General features: G+C 61.2%; 13 protein-coding genes and 1 pseudogene. 3 read left to right on the top strand and 11 right to left on the bottom strand.

Annotation, left to right across the window (positions count from 1 at the left end):
• Window positions 1–331: pseudogene (locus tag D8U18_RS01385) on the bottom strand (phosphonoacetaldehyde hydrolase); the annotation flags it as partial.
• Between the two features lie 142 nt (window positions 332–473).
• Window positions 474–1,583, bottom strand: coding sequence for a 2-aminoethylphosphonate--pyruvate transaminase (locus D8U18_RS01375; protein ID WP_056854678.1), 1,110 nt, complete (start codon window positions 1,581–1,583; stop codon window positions 474–476).
• A gap of 109 nt (window positions 1,584–1,692) precedes the next feature.
• On the opposite strand from D8U18_RS01375, the gene D8U18_RS01370 reads away from it, so the two are divergent.
• Window positions 1,693–2,556, top strand: coding sequence for a LysR substrate-binding domain-containing protein (locus tag D8U18_RS01370; RefSeq protein WP_056854677.1), 864 nt, complete (start codon window positions 1,693–1,695; stop codon window positions 2,554–2,556).
• 118 nt (window positions 2,557–2,674) lie between these two features.
• On the opposite strand, the gene D8U18_RS01365 is transcribed toward D8U18_RS01370, so the two are convergent.
• Window positions 2,675–3,547, bottom strand: a complete 873-nt coding sequence (locus tag D8U18_RS01365; RefSeq protein WP_056854676.1) for a LysR family transcriptional regulator — start codon at window positions 3,545–3,547, stop codon at window positions 2,675–2,677.
• A 265-nt stretch (window positions 3,548–3,812) separates the two neighbouring features.
• Between D8U18_RS01365 and D8U18_RS01360 the strand changes: the two genes are divergently transcribed.
• Window positions 3,813–5,138 (top strand): MFS transporter, encoded by a 1,326-nt coding sequence (locus tag D8U18_RS01360; protein ID WP_056854675.1) that lies wholly within the window; start codon window positions 3,813–3,815, stop codon window positions 5,136–5,138.
• An 83-nt stretch (window positions 5,139–5,221) separates the two neighbouring features.
• Here the strand turns inward: D8U18_RS01360 and tssI are convergent, their stop codons facing one another.
• Window positions 5,222–6,643, bottom strand: a complete 1,422-nt coding sequence (tssI, locus tag D8U18_RS01355) for a type VI secretion system tip protein TssI/VgrG (RefSeq protein ID WP_131106854.1) — start codon at window positions 6,641–6,643, stop codon at window positions 5,222–5,224.
• A 220-nt stretch (window positions 6,644–6,863) separates the two neighbouring features.
• Here tssI and D8U18_RS01350 point away from each other — a divergent pair, with 220 nt between their 5' ends.
• Complete coding sequence (locus D8U18_RS01350) at window positions 6,864–7,568, top strand: YebC/PmpR family DNA-binding transcriptional regulator (protein WP_056854673.1); 705 nt, start codon at window positions 6,864–6,866, stop codon at window positions 7,566–7,568.
• 115 nt (window positions 7,569–7,683) lie between these two features.
• On the opposite strand, the gene D8U18_RS01345 is transcribed toward D8U18_RS01350, so the two are convergent.
• The 7 genes from D8U18_RS01345 to D8U18_RS01315 form a co-directional block, all read right to left on the bottom strand.
• On the bottom strand, window positions 7,684–8,997 hold the full coding sequence (locus D8U18_RS01345; RefSeq protein WP_131106853.1) for a leucine-rich repeat-containing protein kinase family protein: 1,314 nt from the start codon (window positions 8,995–8,997) through the stop codon (window positions 7,684–7,686).
• A gap of 88 nt (window positions 8,998–9,085) precedes the next feature.
• A complete protein-coding gene (gene zapE / locus D8U18_RS01340; protein WP_131106852.1) occupies window positions 9,086–10,216 on the bottom strand; it encodes a cell division protein ZapE in 1,131 nt (376 codons plus the stop codon).
• A gap of 169 nt (window positions 10,217–10,385) precedes the next feature.
• On the bottom strand, window positions 10,386–11,432 hold the full coding sequence (locus tag D8U18_RS01335; protein WP_056854671.1) for an ABC transporter substrate-binding protein: 1,047 nt from the start codon (window positions 11,430–11,432) through the stop codon (window positions 10,386–10,388).
• Window positions 11,433–11,450: 18 nt separating this feature from the next.
• Window positions 11,451–12,566, bottom strand: coding sequence for an FAD-dependent oxidoreductase (locus D8U18_RS01330; protein WP_131106851.1), 1,116 nt, complete (start codon window positions 12,564–12,566; stop codon window positions 11,451–11,453).
• Entirely contained in the window at window positions 12,563–13,918 is a 1,356-nt protein-coding gene (locus tag D8U18_RS01325) for an NAD(P)/FAD-dependent oxidoreductase (RefSeq protein WP_130904268.1), read from the bottom strand. The genes D8U18_RS01330 and D8U18_RS01325 overlap by 4 nt, the downstream gene beginning before the upstream one ends.
• Window positions 13,915–14,205, bottom strand: a complete 291-nt coding sequence (locus tag D8U18_RS01320; RefSeq protein WP_056854668.1) for a (2Fe-2S)-binding protein — start codon at window positions 14,203–14,205, stop codon at window positions 13,915–13,917. Before D8U18_RS01320 ends, D8U18_RS01325 begins: the two co-directional genes overlap by 4 nt.
• Window positions 14,206–14,212: 7 nt before the next feature.
• A complete protein-coding gene (locus tag D8U18_RS01315) occupies window positions 14,213–15,007 on the bottom strand; it encodes an ABC transporter permease (protein WP_056854667.1) in 795 nt (264 codons plus the stop codon).
• Window positions 15,008–15,009 lie beyond the last annotated feature (2 nt).

Genomic DNA, 15,009 nt, shown 5'->3' with positions numbered 1-15,009 from the left:
CGCCGGGAATCAGTGCCGAGTGCTCGGCGATTTTTTCGATCTGCAGCGGCATGAAACGCTGGTAGATGGCGGTCACGTCATCGTCAGTCGGTGTGCGGCCAAATACTTTGCGATATCGCTCGGCGACTTGCGGTTGATCGCAAAGGGTGCGGATGTGATCCCACTTGCCCATGCCCATCGGGCCTCGGGCTTCTTCGATGGAGACCTGGACATCGAACTCGGCGAAGGCTTCGACGAAGATCTGCGTCGGCGCGAATGAACCGAAGTCGACGACAGTGCCGGCCCAGTCGAGGATGGCGGCTTGCAGCGTGGTTGGGTTGGTGTAGTTCATGGCAATTAAATTCCTGAGTTGGCAATACGGTTCAATGCAGGAGTGAGCCTGATCGCGATGGCGGTGTGTCAGTCGACATCAGTGGTGAATGTCAGGCCGCAATCGCGGGCAAGCCCGCTCCCACAGGGGAATGTGGTGTGACTTAAATCTCCAACACTTCCATCTCACGCAGCACTTCGCCAATCGCGGCCACGGCTTCGCGCATTTCGGCCGGCTGAACATGGCCAATACAGCCAACGCGGAAGGTTTCGACCTGAGTCAGTTTGCCCGGGTAGAGGATGTAGCCCTTGGCCTTGACCCGTTCGTAGAATTCCTTGAACTGGTAGCGTGGATCTTTCGGCGCGTGGAAGGTGGCGATGATCGGCGCCTGGATCGCCGCTGGCAGGAAACTGCGCAGCCCCAGCTTGCTCATCTCTTGCATCAATGCCTGGCAGTTGGCGGCGTAGCGCTCGTGTCGGGCCGGCAGGCCGCCTTCTTCGTTGTATTGCAGCAGGGCCTCATGCAAGGCGGCGACTACGTGAGTCGGCGGGGTGAAGCGCCATTGGCCGGTCTTGGTCATGTAGGTGTGCTGGTCATACAGGTCCATCGCCAGCGAATGCGAGTTGCCGGCGGCACTGGCCAGGGATTCTTTGCGAGCGAAGACGAAGCCCATGCCCGGCACGCCTTCCAGGCATTTGCCCGAGGCGGCGATCAGTGCATCGAACGGGATCTGTTGAGCGTCGACCGGCAAGGCGCCGAAGGAACTCATGGCGTCGATGATCAGACGTTTGCCGTGTTGCGCGATGACCTGGGCGATTTCGGGCAGCGGGTTGAGGATGCCGGTGCTGGTTTCGCAGTGGATCAGTGCAACGTGGGTGATACCGGCATCGGCCCGCAGCAGACGGTCGACGTCGGCGGCAGTGGTCGGTTCGTCTTCGGCGGTTTCGAAGGTGCTGAACGAGCGGCCGAGCACTTCGCAAATTTTCGCCAGGCGTTTGCCGTAGGCGCCGTTGATCAGCACCAGAACCTTGCCATCGCGAGGCACCAGGGTGCCGATTGCCGCTTCGACGGCAAAAGTGCCGCTGCCTTGCAGTGGCACGCAGTGGTGAGTGGCGGCGCCGTTGATGATCGCCAGCAGTTGCTCGCAGAGGCTGGCGGTCAGTTGGTTGAAGCGGTCATCCCATGAACCCCAGTCAACCATCATTGCCTGGCGGGTGCGGGCCGACGTGGTCAACGGGCCAGGGGTGAGCAGGATAGGGGCGGCAATACTCATTCTCGTGTCCTCGCATTCGATGGGATGAAGCGTTGGTGCCTAAATTGCAATTTGCCGGACTATCAATCAAATTGTTTGTTGTTATGCCAGCCATCAGTGAGAGTTATTCATGAACCTGTTCCAGCTTCGCGCCTTCGATGCCGTGGCCCGAGAGGGCAGCTTTACCAGAGCGGCAGCGCGCCTGTTCATCAGCCAGCCGGCGGTGACCGGCCATATCAAGGCGCTGGAGGAGCATTACCAGATCACGCTGCTGCGCCGTACCGCACGACGGGTGGAGCTGACCGAAGAGGGCACCAAACTGGCGGCGATTACCCGGGCGATGTTTGGCCTGGCGGACGAGGCGCAGGTGATGCTGGAGGCCAACCGGCAGTTGCTGACCGGGCGTCTGGAAGTGGCGGCGGACGGCCCGCACATGGTCATGCCGATGCTTGCCAGCCTGCGTGCGCGTTATCCGGGGATCACCGTGAATTTGCGCCTGGGCAATGCTCAGGAAACGTTGGCGGCGCTATTGTCCGAACATGCCGACGTGGCGGTGCTGACCGAGGTCGAGCCGCGCAAGGGCCTGCATCTGCAAGCCCTGAGCGAATCACGCATCTGTGCATTGGTGCCCGATGGGCACCCGTGGGCGCATCGAACCCAAGGCGTGCCGCTCAAGGAACTGGACCAAGTGATCATGGTGTTGCGTGAGCCGAGTTCGATTACCCGGCGCACGTTCGATGAGGCGTGCACCCAGGCCAGGGTCAACCCAAGGGTGCTGCTGGAGCTGGACAGTCGCGAAGCGGTGACCGAGGCGGTTGCGGCGCAGTTGGGGGTCGGCGTGGTGTCGTCGGTGGAGGTCAGCCATGATCCGCGGGTGGCGGCGGTACCGATCATTGGCGAAGGATTGGTGAACCGGCACATGATGGGGTGCATGGAGCGGCGGCGGGATTTGCGTTTGATTCAGGCGTTTTTCGAGTTGGCGCCTGGGGGGTAGACCGAGGTGCGCCCATCGCTGGCAAGCCAGCTCCCACAGGTTTTGTGTCGTTCACAAGATTAGTGGCCAACACAAATCCCTGTGGGAGCTGGCTTGCCAGCGATGAGGTCGGCCCTGCCTAAACAAGACTATCGCGCACCATTTCCAGAAAAGTCGCCACCACCCGCCGCGAACTCTGCTCGCGCAAACACACCAACGTTTCGGTCAACCGCCGCTTGCAATCGGTGATCGGCAGTGCGCAAACCCTCGAGTCCGCACCGAACTCGGCCGCCGAAACCACGCCCACACCGATCCCGACCACCACCGCCTCCCGTGCGGCTTCGCGGCCTTCCACCTGAATCGCCGGGCGGATGCGCAACCCTGCGCCGGCCATTTCTTCTTCCAGGGTCTGACGGGTGACCGAGCCGATTTCCCGCAGCACTAACGGCGTGTCGTCAAGGTCCGAGAGGGTGATGGACTCGCGGTCGGCCCATGGATGATGGCGTGATACGAACGCCACCATCGGGTCGTTGCGCAGGGGCAACGAGAGCAGGCGCTCATCGCTGACATCGCGTCCCAGCAATGCCAGATCGGCTTGATAGTTGAAGAGCCGGAACAGTGATTCATCGGTGTTGCCGGTTTCGATCTTCACGCTGATGCCCGGGTAACGCTCGCAAAACCTGGCGATTTGCGGCAACACATGCACAGGCGCGTCCACCGCCAGAATCAGGCTGCCGGTCTGCAAGGCCTGGGAATCCTGCAACAGCTCCTGGGCCTCGGCTTCGATCACGAACAACTTTTGCGTGACGCCGAGCAAACGCTCGCCCAGATCGGTCAGGCGTACCGAGCGCTTGTTGCGATGGAACAGCAACACGCCGTAGCGTTCTTCGAGCTTGCGCACCTGGTCGGAAATCGCCGGTTGCGTGAGAAATAGCCGCTCGGCGGCCTTGGTAAAGCTTCCGTGCACGGCCACGGCATGGAAGGCTTTGAGTTGGGCGTGGGAAACCGACATGGGAATCTCCATTAACAAGCTGAGCTTATTTTGGAAATACGATAAATCGATTTCATTTATTTATCAGTCATTGTTTTTATGTACCTCAGCCCTGGTGACTGTCAGTCGAACAGCAGTGGGGTGCCATGAGCCTGGTGGATCAACAGGACTCATCTGACCGCAATCGCCTACAGGGACAAGGTGATTTCGCAGTGCTCAACAATAAAAAAGACAGGCGTTTTCATTTAATTCTGCCGGCACACTCAACCCTGAGGTCAGAACCACAATGAACAAGCACATCGGCACCATCAAGCGTTGGCGCGTGCAGATTTTCGCGATCACCTGGCTCGCCTACGCCGCTTTCTACTTCACACGCAAAGCGTTTTCAGTCGCCAAGCTGGGGATCGGCGAAGACCCGACGTTCATGCTCGACAAAATGGCCATGGCCAACCTCGACGCCATCTACCTGACCGCTTACGCCGTTGGCCAATTCACTTGGGGCATCCTCGCAGACCGTTTCGGGCCACGGGTCGTGGTGCTCGGCGGCTTGGTCATCTCCGCCGCGGCGGCGCTGGTGATGGGCAACTTTGCAACACTGCCGATCTTCGCGACCTGCATGCTGATTCAAGGCCTGGCGCAGTCCACCGGTTGGTCGGGACTGTGCAAGAACCTCGGCAGTTTCTTCCCCTCGGAGCAACGTGGGCGTGTGCTGGGCTTATGGAGTTCGTGCTACGCCTTCGGTGGTCTGGTGGCCTCTCCGTTTGCTGGCTGGTGGGCGTATACGCTCGTCGGCAGCTGGCATGCGGCGTTCATTTCCAGTGCGGCGGTGGTTGGGCTGGTTGCCGTGCTGTTCTTTATTTTTCAACGCAACAAACCCCAAGACGTCGGCTTGCCGGCAGTTGAACCTGAGCCTGAGCTGACCGCCGAACAGGCCGACGCGCAAAGCAGAATCAGCATGTGGGTGCCGTTGAAGGAAATCCTGCGCAATCGCACGGTGCTGGTGTTGGGGCTGGCGTATTTCATGCTGAAACCGGCGCGCTACGCGATTCTGCTGTGGGGGCCGGTGATTGTTTTCGAGCAGATGCCCTCGGTGGGCAAGGTCGGGGCGGCGATCATTCCCACCGCGTTTGAGTTGGCAGGGTTGCTCGGGCCGATCCTGATTGGCCTGGCCTCGGACAAACTGTTCGGCGCCCGACGCATGCCGGCCTGCGTGATCAGTCTGTTGGCGTTGACCGTATCCCTGGCGTTTTTCATGGGTGCCCTGCACACCGGCAGCGTGGTACTGGTGGTGGCGCTGTTGTTCGTCATGGGCCTGACACTCTACGGTCCGGACTCGATGATAAGTGGCGCTGCCGCCATCGACTTTGGCACTGCGAAGGCAGGCGCGACAGCGGCCGGGTTCGTCAACGGCTGCGGTTCGGTCGGGGCGATTCTCGGTGGTTTGCTGCCGGGCTACTTTGACACCGTTACCGTTTTCATCGTCTTTGCCGGCTGTGCGATGTTCTCCGCACTGGTACTGATCCCACACTGGAACAGCCGCCCCAATGGCATGGGTACTCCATTCGCCTGCGTACCCAATCAAGCGATAACCGTCAAACCTCTGGGTACCTGAATCCTTTCCCTCGTCGCCTGCTGCATCTGCGGCAGGCCGGCTTCCGGCGAAGCTTGCAGCCATCGTTGGCAAATCCTGACTTTTTATGGCTTGAGGTCGGTGCGATTGACCAGCCAATCGAGTAACAAGCGGGTATCGCTGCGCGGCTTTTGCTGGCGAACTGCTGGAGTCGAAGGGTGTTGTCTGAAGCTCGCGCAAAAGACTGGGCGGTCGGGGTCGCTGTCGATGAAACTGACCAGCCCGTCGCTACCCGCCAGGGGCATGCCGGTCGGATTGAACCCGGTGTTCGCAGTCGACAGCACGACCGGCAACCAGAGGTCGGCAGGTGCTTCGCAGTCGCTGGTTGTCGCCGGCCACAGACGTACCTGGATTCGCCCTTGATCATCCTCAATAGCCGGCTTGCCCGCCGGACCACACACCCGGGCAGGCTGGAAACCGGTGATGCGCGGCCGTTCTTGTTCAAGCGCCGGCCGGAACACCGTTGACCAGGGAATGGCGCAAAACTGATTGTGGTAATGCCGGGGCGTGCTTGGGCAAGCCTGCTCCAGAATCGAATCCTGCCGCCCTTGATGCTGTGCCTGAATGACCAGCCATTGATCGTTGAAACCCCGCAACGGATGTTCCGCCACCTGCACGATGCACCCGCTGCGCAATCGGCAGTGGTTGCTCTGCCCATGGATTTTCACCTGCTGACTTCGCAGGCGCTCCAACTGCCGTCGACCCAGTTGCTCGCGATGACGCTGTGGGTGAACAGGGCTGGACAACGAGCGCGGCGAAGAGTGATTGACGGCGCTATCCCCGATAGCTGCAATAGCGCGATTTCGGGCATCCACCTGGAGCGGCAAAGACAATAAATCGTGGCGCTGAAACAGTTCGCTGATCACTGGTGATTGAGCGATCGTGAGCATGTCGTTTTGAAAGGGCATCAGCAGCGGTTCCTGCGGGAAACTCAGGCTGTCATCGGCAAAAATCAGAACATGGCCGGCCCGGTGATGTTCGAAGTGGTAGTGAATGCCTTCTTCCTCGCACAGCCGTTGCAGCAGCGCGAGATCGCTTTCCTCGTACTGAATGCAAAAAGGTCGCAGGGGATAGTGGCTGTCTTGGAGCTCGAAGCGGAAGCTGCTGTCGGGCAAACCATGTTCTTGCAACAGTCGATCCAGGATCATCGGCACACTGAGGTGCTGGAAAATGCGTCGTGATCTGTGCCGCTCCAGCGCCTGAAGTGCAGGCACCAGTATCAGTTTGTAGCCCACCCGCTGATGGCCGCGATGTTCGTGGCTGGCGCTGTGCAGTACGCCATGAATGTAGTGGCCATGGCCGATAACCAGAAGTGCCGGTTGTTGCAGCAGTCGCTCAAGGGGCAGGCCCGGAGCGAGGCCGATGGCATCGATATCGAATCGATAGGGTTGATTGAGAGCCTCGCGGCCACTGAACTGCACCACCTGCAAACTCAAATTGTCGTCGAGCAGTGTCAGGGTGAAGGGACTTTCCTTGTCGTTGTGCATTGATCGCGCTTCTACCGAGGAGTACGGGTGCGAAGGGTACGAAACCATGACCCTTGATAGTCATCGCGAATCGTAGTTTCAGAAATGCCCTACAAAAGCCGGTGAAGATGTCGATCCTGCCGTTGAGAATTTTTGGTCGATTGCCAACTTTAGGCCGTATAAACTTGGCGCCATGCGTCGGCCAATAGATGTCTCGGCGCCATAGACAAGAGAGTGAGTAATGGGCGCACAGTGGAAGGTTAAACACAAAGAAGCGGCAGCTAACGCCAAGGGCAAGATCTTCGGCAAACTGGTGAAAGAAATCACCATTGCTGCACGCAACGGTGCCGATACCGCCACCAACGCACACTTGCGTCTGGTGGTGGAACAGGCCAAGAAAGCATCGATGCCCAAGGAAACACTGGACCGCGCCATCAAGAAAGGTGCGGGCCTGTTGGGCGAAACCGTGCAATACCATCGCGTGACATATGAAGGGTTTGCACCGCATCAGGTGCCGTTGATCGTTGAATGCGTGACCGACAACATCAACCGCACCGTCGCTGAAATCCGCGTCGCATTCCGCAAGGGCCAGTTGGGCGCCTCCGGTTCGGTGGCCTGGGATTTCAACCACGTGGGCATGATCGAAGCCTCGCCGGACACCCCGGATGCGGATCCGGAAATGGCTGCGATCGAAGCCGGTGCCCAGGATTTTGAACCGGGTGAAGAGGGCGCGACCCTGTTCCTGACCGAGCCTACCGACCTGGATGCGGTTCAGAAAGCCTTGCCTGAGCAGGGTTTCACCGTGCTGTCGGCCAAATTGGGCTACCAGCCGAAGAACCCGGTCAGCGGCCTGAGCGACGAGCAGATGGCTGAAGTCGAAGCGTTCCTTGAAGGCCTCGATAACCACGATGACGTGCAGGACATGTTTGTCGGTTTGGCGGGTTAATTTGTTTCGCCAGTGACACCGTCATCGTCGGAACGTCGCCCGGAGCAAGCTCGCTCCCACAGGTTTTGCGCTGTCCCTGTGGAAGCGGGCTTGCCCGCGATTGACCGCATAGCGGTCACCCGCAACTCAATTGCTGCAAAATCTCGTTAAACCCCGGCCGCATCAACACATCCGGCTGACAGCAGCGCTGCTGCAACGCATCAAGCCGCAGACGATCCGCATCGCTCAATCCCGAGTCGATCCTTTCCAGCAATTCCCCCAGCAGCACCCCGAACGCTCGCACTTCGATCCGCTGCAATGCACGGCTTTCCAGGTTGTCCTGGGTGGCATGGAATGACGCTGCGCCAAAGTCTCCCAGCAGGCAATCCCCGTGTTCGTTCCACAGGATGTTGTGGCCGTAAAGGTCGCCGTGAGTGATGCCACGTCGGTGCAGATGCCCGGCCACTGAAGCGATACCACGCGCGATACGCAGGGCGACAGCGGCGCTGAAGCGGGTGTCATCGGCATAGACGTCACGGCTGCAGGACGCCAGGCTCGGCAGCCCGGCGAGGTTGCGATGGCTCGGGGCGATCAGCTGCATCACCAGCCCGTCGGTTTGTTGCGGGTGATCGACAATCCGGCCTTCTACGCGGATCAGGTTGGGGTGAATGCCAGCGGTGATGCAGGCGTTCATTTCGTGCAGCGGCGAGCCATCGCTGGTCATTTCGCCTTTGTAGAGTTTGACCGCTACCGTTGTGGCGGGCTGGCCGGGTTTCGCCCAGGAAGCGCGATGGATCACGCCGGAAGCGCCTTCGCCCAGCTGTTGTTCCAGTTGCAGTTGCGACCAGGCAATGCTCGGTGTGGCTTCGAGGGCGGTGGCATCGGCTTCGGTTTCCAGCGGGTTGCCGGCGTAGGCCAGCCAGCTCAGGCTCGGCAGGCGCAGCAGCCATTCCGGCAGCGCGGTCAGGCGGTTGGCGGCAATGCGGATCAACTCGAGTCGATGGCAGTTACGCAGACTGTCGGGTAACTGTCGCAAGCGGTTGCCCGCCAGCATGAGTTTTTGCAAGTGCGGACGTTGACCCAGTTCGCTCGGCAGTTCACTGAGGCAATTGTCGGTCAGGATCAGCCAGCGCAACAGCGGCGGCAGCGCCTCTGCCGGGACGTGTTCGATGCGGTTGGCCTTGAAGCCGACCATGGTCAGCGCCGCACATCGGCCCAGGCAAGCCGGCAGTTCGGTAAACAGATTGTCCGAGCAGAACAACACCTGCAAACGGCTCAGGCGATGCAGGTCGTCCGGCAGCTGGGTCAAGGCATTGCCGCTGAGGTTGAGCACTTCCAGCGAGTCCGCCAGGTCGAAAATTTCCCGGGGGAACTGTGTCAGGTTCTCGCTGAGGTCGAGGCGAGTGATGCCTGCCAGCGTACCGGCGCGCAGTTGTGCAACGGTGTGCATGAACGGGTTCGCTATTTGATCGAAGGAATGGGCGGCATGATAGCGGGAAGAACGCGACGGTGGCGCTACCGTCGATGCAAACCCCGCCTCAAACCGGTTCCCGAACCTCTTTGAGCTGCCCCAGCCGGCTGCGCGTGCGCGCCAGATCGATGGCATCGGCGTGCAGGCTTTCGCGCAATGAGCGCTGGCCGAGCAGAATCAAATGTTTGTCCTGATCGTACAAAACGTCCACCAGATTGATGAAACGCTGCTGGGCGGCAATCGAGCAGTCGGCCAGATTCGGCAATTGATCGATGATCCAGTGATCGAAGCGTCGGCACAGTTCCAGGTAATCCATGACGGCCGTAGGCTGATCGCAAAGATCAGCGAAGTTGAAACCGACGGCGCGTCCCTCGCAGTAACGGGCGGACAGATGACGAGTGCCGACCGGCAGGGCAATGGCCGGTGCATCCGTCGCCGGCACGTTGAGCGCATGACGCTGCGCCGATGTCGCGGGCCAGACGTACTGGCCCTGGGTGAACAGCTGTTGTGCGTGGGTCCTGGCATGACTGCGGTAGTCGTGTGGCCCGCCGACTTCCATCACCAGCATGCGCGCGTTGATCAGGTCGATCACCGGTTTGAAACGCGCGTGGTACAGCGGGTTGGGCAATAGACCTTCCGGCGGGTAGTTGGACGTGACCAGCAGCAGGATCTCGCGGCGAAACAGCGCCTTGAACAGCCGCGTGATCAGCATGGCATCACCGATGTCGTGAACGTGAAATTCGTCGAAACACAGCACGCGGCAGTCGCTCAGCATTTCATCGAGCGTGGTGGCCAGCGCATCCGCTTGCTCACGATGGCCGAACATCCCTTGGTGTAGCCGGGCGAAGAACTCATGGAAGTGCACGCGCTGCTTTTGTGCAAGCGGGATAGCTTGGAAAAAACCGTCGAGCAGCCAGCTCTTGCCGCGGCCCACGGCGCCGTGCAGATACAGCCCGGGAAGGTTTTTTGATCCGCTTTCAAGCATTGAACGGGCGTGCTGCGCCATGCAGTCGATCACCCTTTGCTGGCTGTGACTGAGGGTGTAGCCCTGAGCGCAGGCCTTTTGCTGAAAGTGGTCGCGGATGACCCGTTCGCTGGCCGAGCCACTGGAAGACGCAGTCGACGCCTTGCCGAAGAGGCGACGCAACGATGGCCAGCGTGATGCGAGTCGCGAACGGTTGGTCGGTCGAGCGGCCACTGTAGATATCACCCCGTAAACTTCTGGCAGGCCCCCGGCCTGCGGCGGCATAGTTTAACCAGTTGGGTAATTTTGCTTCCAGTTGTGCCGACGAAAACCCGAGAATCAAACCCCTGCAGGAGCAAGCAGGCTCGCTCCCGCAGGTTTGTGTTATCGGCCTCGGCAATCCCTACCGCTCAATGCTCCGATTCCAGCGGGCATTCCACGCCGGGCGCTGTTCGTTGACCTGGTCCCAATCCACCGCAATCGCGGTTTCCAGGTATTGCTTCATCGCCTCGACCTGCCCACGGGTGCGGTCGGTGGTGGGGGTGTTCGGGTTGGAGGGGATCTGATCCCCGTCTTCGAGCGCAGCAGCCTGGGCTTGTGGCGTGAGCAGGAACGCGGCGAGTTTTTGTGCGAGTTCCGGTTGTGTGTTGTTGGCGATCGCGCATTCGGCGACGTTGAGCACCACCGCGCCTTCTTTCGGCTGCGCGTACTCCACCGGCATACCCTTGAGTTTGAGCGCAGTGACCTGGGTCGGGGTCAGCGGGAACAACGCGGCTTCGTCGGTTTGCAGCATTTCGGAAATCTTCGCCGAACTCGGAATGTACTCCAGCACGTTGCGCCCGACGCTGTTTGGCCAGGCTTTGAAGCCCGGGTCGACGTTGGTTTCAGTACCACCCTGTATCCGGTTGAACATCAGGAAACCATGCAAGCCGAACGTCGACGAGGCCATCGACTGGAACACGAGCTTGTCTTTGAAACGCGGGTCGGCCATGTCCATCCACGAGGTTGGTGCAGCCCAGCCTTTTTCTTTGAACAGACGCGTGTTGTAGGCCAGCCCGGTGACGCCGAGGCTGACGGCTACCGCTTCATCCTTGATCCGTCCCTTGGCCGGAATCTGTTGCAGGGTCGGGCTGTCCTGCAGTTTGTCGCACAGGCCCATGGCGATGGCGCGGTACATGATGCCGTCGTCGAGGAACATCACATGCATCTGCGGGTTGCCTTTGCTGGCCTGGACTTTGGCCAGGATGTCGGCGGAGGTGCCGGGCACGATGACCACTTTGACGTTGTTGGCCTTCTCGAAATCTGGCAGCACTTTGTCGGCATAGAGCCGCTCCATGGTCCCGCCGTTCATGCCCAGGTAAAGCGTCGGTTCGGCGTGAGCCTGGGTGACGCTGAGCAGGGCGCTCATGCAGGACAAACCGAGCAGAGCAGTGCGTTTGATGTTTTTCATTGGCGCGACCTTCCTCTATCAAGCTACGGAAATGGAGTGAAAACGGTTGATGGAAAACGCATCCAGCGACGTCTTTGGCGCGCCGCTACAGATGATCTCGCTGAGTGCCTGGCCCACCGCGGGGCCGATCTGGAAACCGGCGCCGGCAAAGCCAAACGCATGCAACAGGCCCGGCCGGGTACGACTGTGGCCGATCACCGGTTGGCGATCGGGCAGGTAACCTTCGGTGCCGCTCCAGGTACGGATCGCCTGGGCCCCTTCAAGGAACGGGTAGAGTTCGACCGCCTGGCGGAGGATTTCCAGCACCGCGCTTTGGCCGGGGCGGGCGCGGGCGTCGTCCAGGGCAAACCCTTGACCACCACCCAGCACGCAATTGCCACGTGCGACCTGGCGGGCATAGATACCGCCCCCCTCGACTCCGGTGCTGGCATCCATCACCAACGGCAAGGGTTCGGTGACCAGCATCGCCGGATGCCCGGAGTGCATCGGCACCGGTTCGCCGAATTGTGCAGCCAGGTTGCCGGCCCAGGCACCTGCGCAGTTCAACAACCACGGGGCGCGCCATTCCAGTCCGCTTTGGCTGCGAACACGGAAACGCTGGCCGTCATGTTCAACGGCGCTCACCGCACACTGCTCATGCACCTGCGCACCATGCCGCCGTGCCGCCTGCGCAAACGCGGGGGACACCAGCCGCGGGTTGGCATGTCCGTCATCCGGGCAATACGAAGCGCCTACCGCCACGTCACCAACCCATGGAAAACGGGCGCGCAATTGCGCACGGTCCAGTAGTTGCAGATCAAGGCCGAAACCCTGGCTGCTGGCGGCGTAGTCTTGCAGTGCGCGCAGATCATCCAGGCTGCGTGCCAGTTTCAGATGACCGCTGCGTTGATACTCACCGTCGATGCCGATCAATTGTGGCAACTGCGCCCAGAGGGCATGGGCTCGTTGCGACAATGGCAACTGTGACAGCGGACGGCCCTGGCGTCGCACGCCGCCGTAATTCACTCCGCTGGAATGCGAGCCGCAAAAATCCCGTTCCAGCAGCGCGACCCGCTGACCGCCCTTGCTCAGGAACAGCGCGGCGCAAGACCCGACAATGCCGCCACCGATGATCACCGCGTCGACTTCGATCATGCTTCGATCTCCAGGCCAAACGGCAAAGGCTTGATCGGCGCTTGTGCCCGCAGCCGGCCGATCCCGGACACTGCACGCCCGCTCTCGCAGGCAATGATTTCCGCGGCAGCGGCGCCACACATCCGGCCCTGGCAGCGGCCCATGCCGACCCGGCAGTGCGCCTTGACCCGATTGATTTCCCAATGCCCTTCACGCACGACTTCGCGAATTTCGCCGGCGCGGACTTCTTCGCAGCGGCAAACCATCACGTCATCGGCGGCATCCGCAGCCCAGTGTTCGGGAAAGGCAAAGGCGCGTTCCAGCCCCTGGCGAAAATCGCCGATGCGCGACAACGCCTGTTCCAGATGCGCGGCGCGTTGCGGCTCGATCAGGTAGCCAATGTCTTCGAGCAATGCCAACGCGGCGCGCTCGCCGGCCATTTCTGCAGCGTCGGCGCCCATGATGCCGGCGCCGTCACCGGCCAGGTACACCTGGGCAACGCTGCTGCGTCCGGCACTGTCTCGCGTTGGCAGCCAGGCGCGGTTGAGGGGGTTCCAGGCGAATTCACAGCCGAGCAGGTCAGCCACTTGGGTTTCGCTGCGCAGGCCATGGGCAAAAGCGACAGCGTCACAGTCCAGTCGGTGTTCCGCGTTGGCGCGGGTCCAGCTCAGTGATTGCACACGGTGTCCGCCGTCGATGCGACTCAGTGTGGCGCCCTGATGCACCGCAATCCCATGGGCGGTCAGCCAGCTGCGGTAATAGACACCTTTGGCCAGCGTGGCCGGTTGTGACAGCAAGCCGGGCAGGGCGCGCGCCTGGGCGCTGAAGGGCGAAGTGTCGAGCACCGCGACGACATTCGCGCCGGCCTTGGCGTATTGATAGGCGACGAGGTAAAGCAACGGTCCGCTACCGGCGAATACCACGCGCTCACCGATGGCGCAGCCCTGGAATTTCAAGGCGATTTGCGCAGCGCCGAGGCTGTAGACCCCAGGCAACGTCCAGCCCGGCACCGGCAGAATGCGGTCGGTGGCGCCCGTGGCGACGATCACCCGGGAAAACTCCAGACGCGCGGCGCGGCCGTCGTGCAAGGTATCGAGAGCGCCGTCTTCGGCGTTCCACACCAGTGTCTGCGGACGGTAGTCGAGCTGCTCGCGCAGTGTGTCGATAGTCCGGTGCAAAGCGCCGGCCTTGCGCGCCTCGAAGCCATAAAGCTTGACCGCAGAGCGTTTGAAATTGGCCGGTTGGCGCCGATAAATCTGCCCGCCGCCACGCGCCGCTTCGTCCAGCAGCACTGGGCGCACGCCATGGGCAACCAGGGTTTGTGCTGCACGGATACCCGCAGGACCGGCGCCGATGATGACAACGGGTTTCATAGACAGCGTCCCGGTTCGCGGTTGATCTGTTGTCCGGCTTCCAGCAGGGTCGAGCAGGCGCGTACGCGGCGGCCATCGCCCAGGCGCACCCAGCAGTCCTGGCAGGCGCCCATCAGGCAGAATCCGGCGCGGGGTTCGGCGCTGAAGTCGCTGCCGCGCAAGTGTTCGCCACAGGTCAGCAGCGCCGTCAGCAAGGTGTCGCCGAGCAGGCCGCTGGCCGGTTGGCCGTCGAGGGTAAAGTCCAGGGCCGGGCGGTCGCCTTCGGCCAGTCGTTTCAGCAGAGCCATGGCGTCCTCATTGTTTCCCTACCAGAACCCGATCCAGGCCATAGACCCGATCCAGCAAAATCATGGTCAGTGCCGTCAGCGCGATGACCAGTGCCGATACCGCCGCCATCATCGGATCGATGGATTCGGTGGCGTACACGTACATGCGCACCGGCAAGGTCTGCGTGGCCGGCGAGGTGACGAAGATCGACAGCGTGACCTCGTCAAAACTGTTGATGAATGCCAGCAGCCAGCCGCCGGCCACACCGGGCAGAATCATTGGCAATGTGATCTGCCGGAACAGCGTGAAGCGACCGGCTCCCAACGATTGCGCGGCATATTCGGCACTGCGATCCAGGCCGATGGCCGAAGCCAGGACCAGTCGCAGCACATACGGTGTGATCACCAGCACGTGGGCGAAAATCAGCCAGGCGAAGCTGCCGTTGACCCCCATCAGCGCGAACAGGCGCAGCAACGCCACCCCGAGTACCAAGTGCGGAATGATGATCGGCGAGAGGAATAGCCCGTTGAGAAAATCCCGGCCGGGAAACTCGAAACGGGTGATCGCCAGCGCGGCAGGCACGGCCACCAGCGTCGCCAGCGAGGCGGCGCTGAACGCCAGAATCAGGCTGTTGTAGAACGCATCGACAAAGTCGGCGCGTTCGAACACGGCACGGAACCAGCGCAGGGAAAACTCCGTGGTCGGCAGGCTCAGGGTGTTCTCCGGGGTGAAGGCCACCAGGCACACCACCACCAGCGGCGCCATCATGAACAGCACCACCAGGGAATGAAACAGCAGGGCGAAAGGACCGTTCCTGGACATGA

The organism is Pseudomonas sp. Sample_10, from assembly GCF_004321495.1.
Taxonomy (GTDB): Bacteria; Pseudomonadota; Gammaproteobacteria; order Pseudomonadales; family Pseudomonadaceae; genus Aquipseudomonas.
Note: the sequence above shows the minus strand (reverse complement) of the source record. Positions and strands in the feature narration are given on the sequence as shown.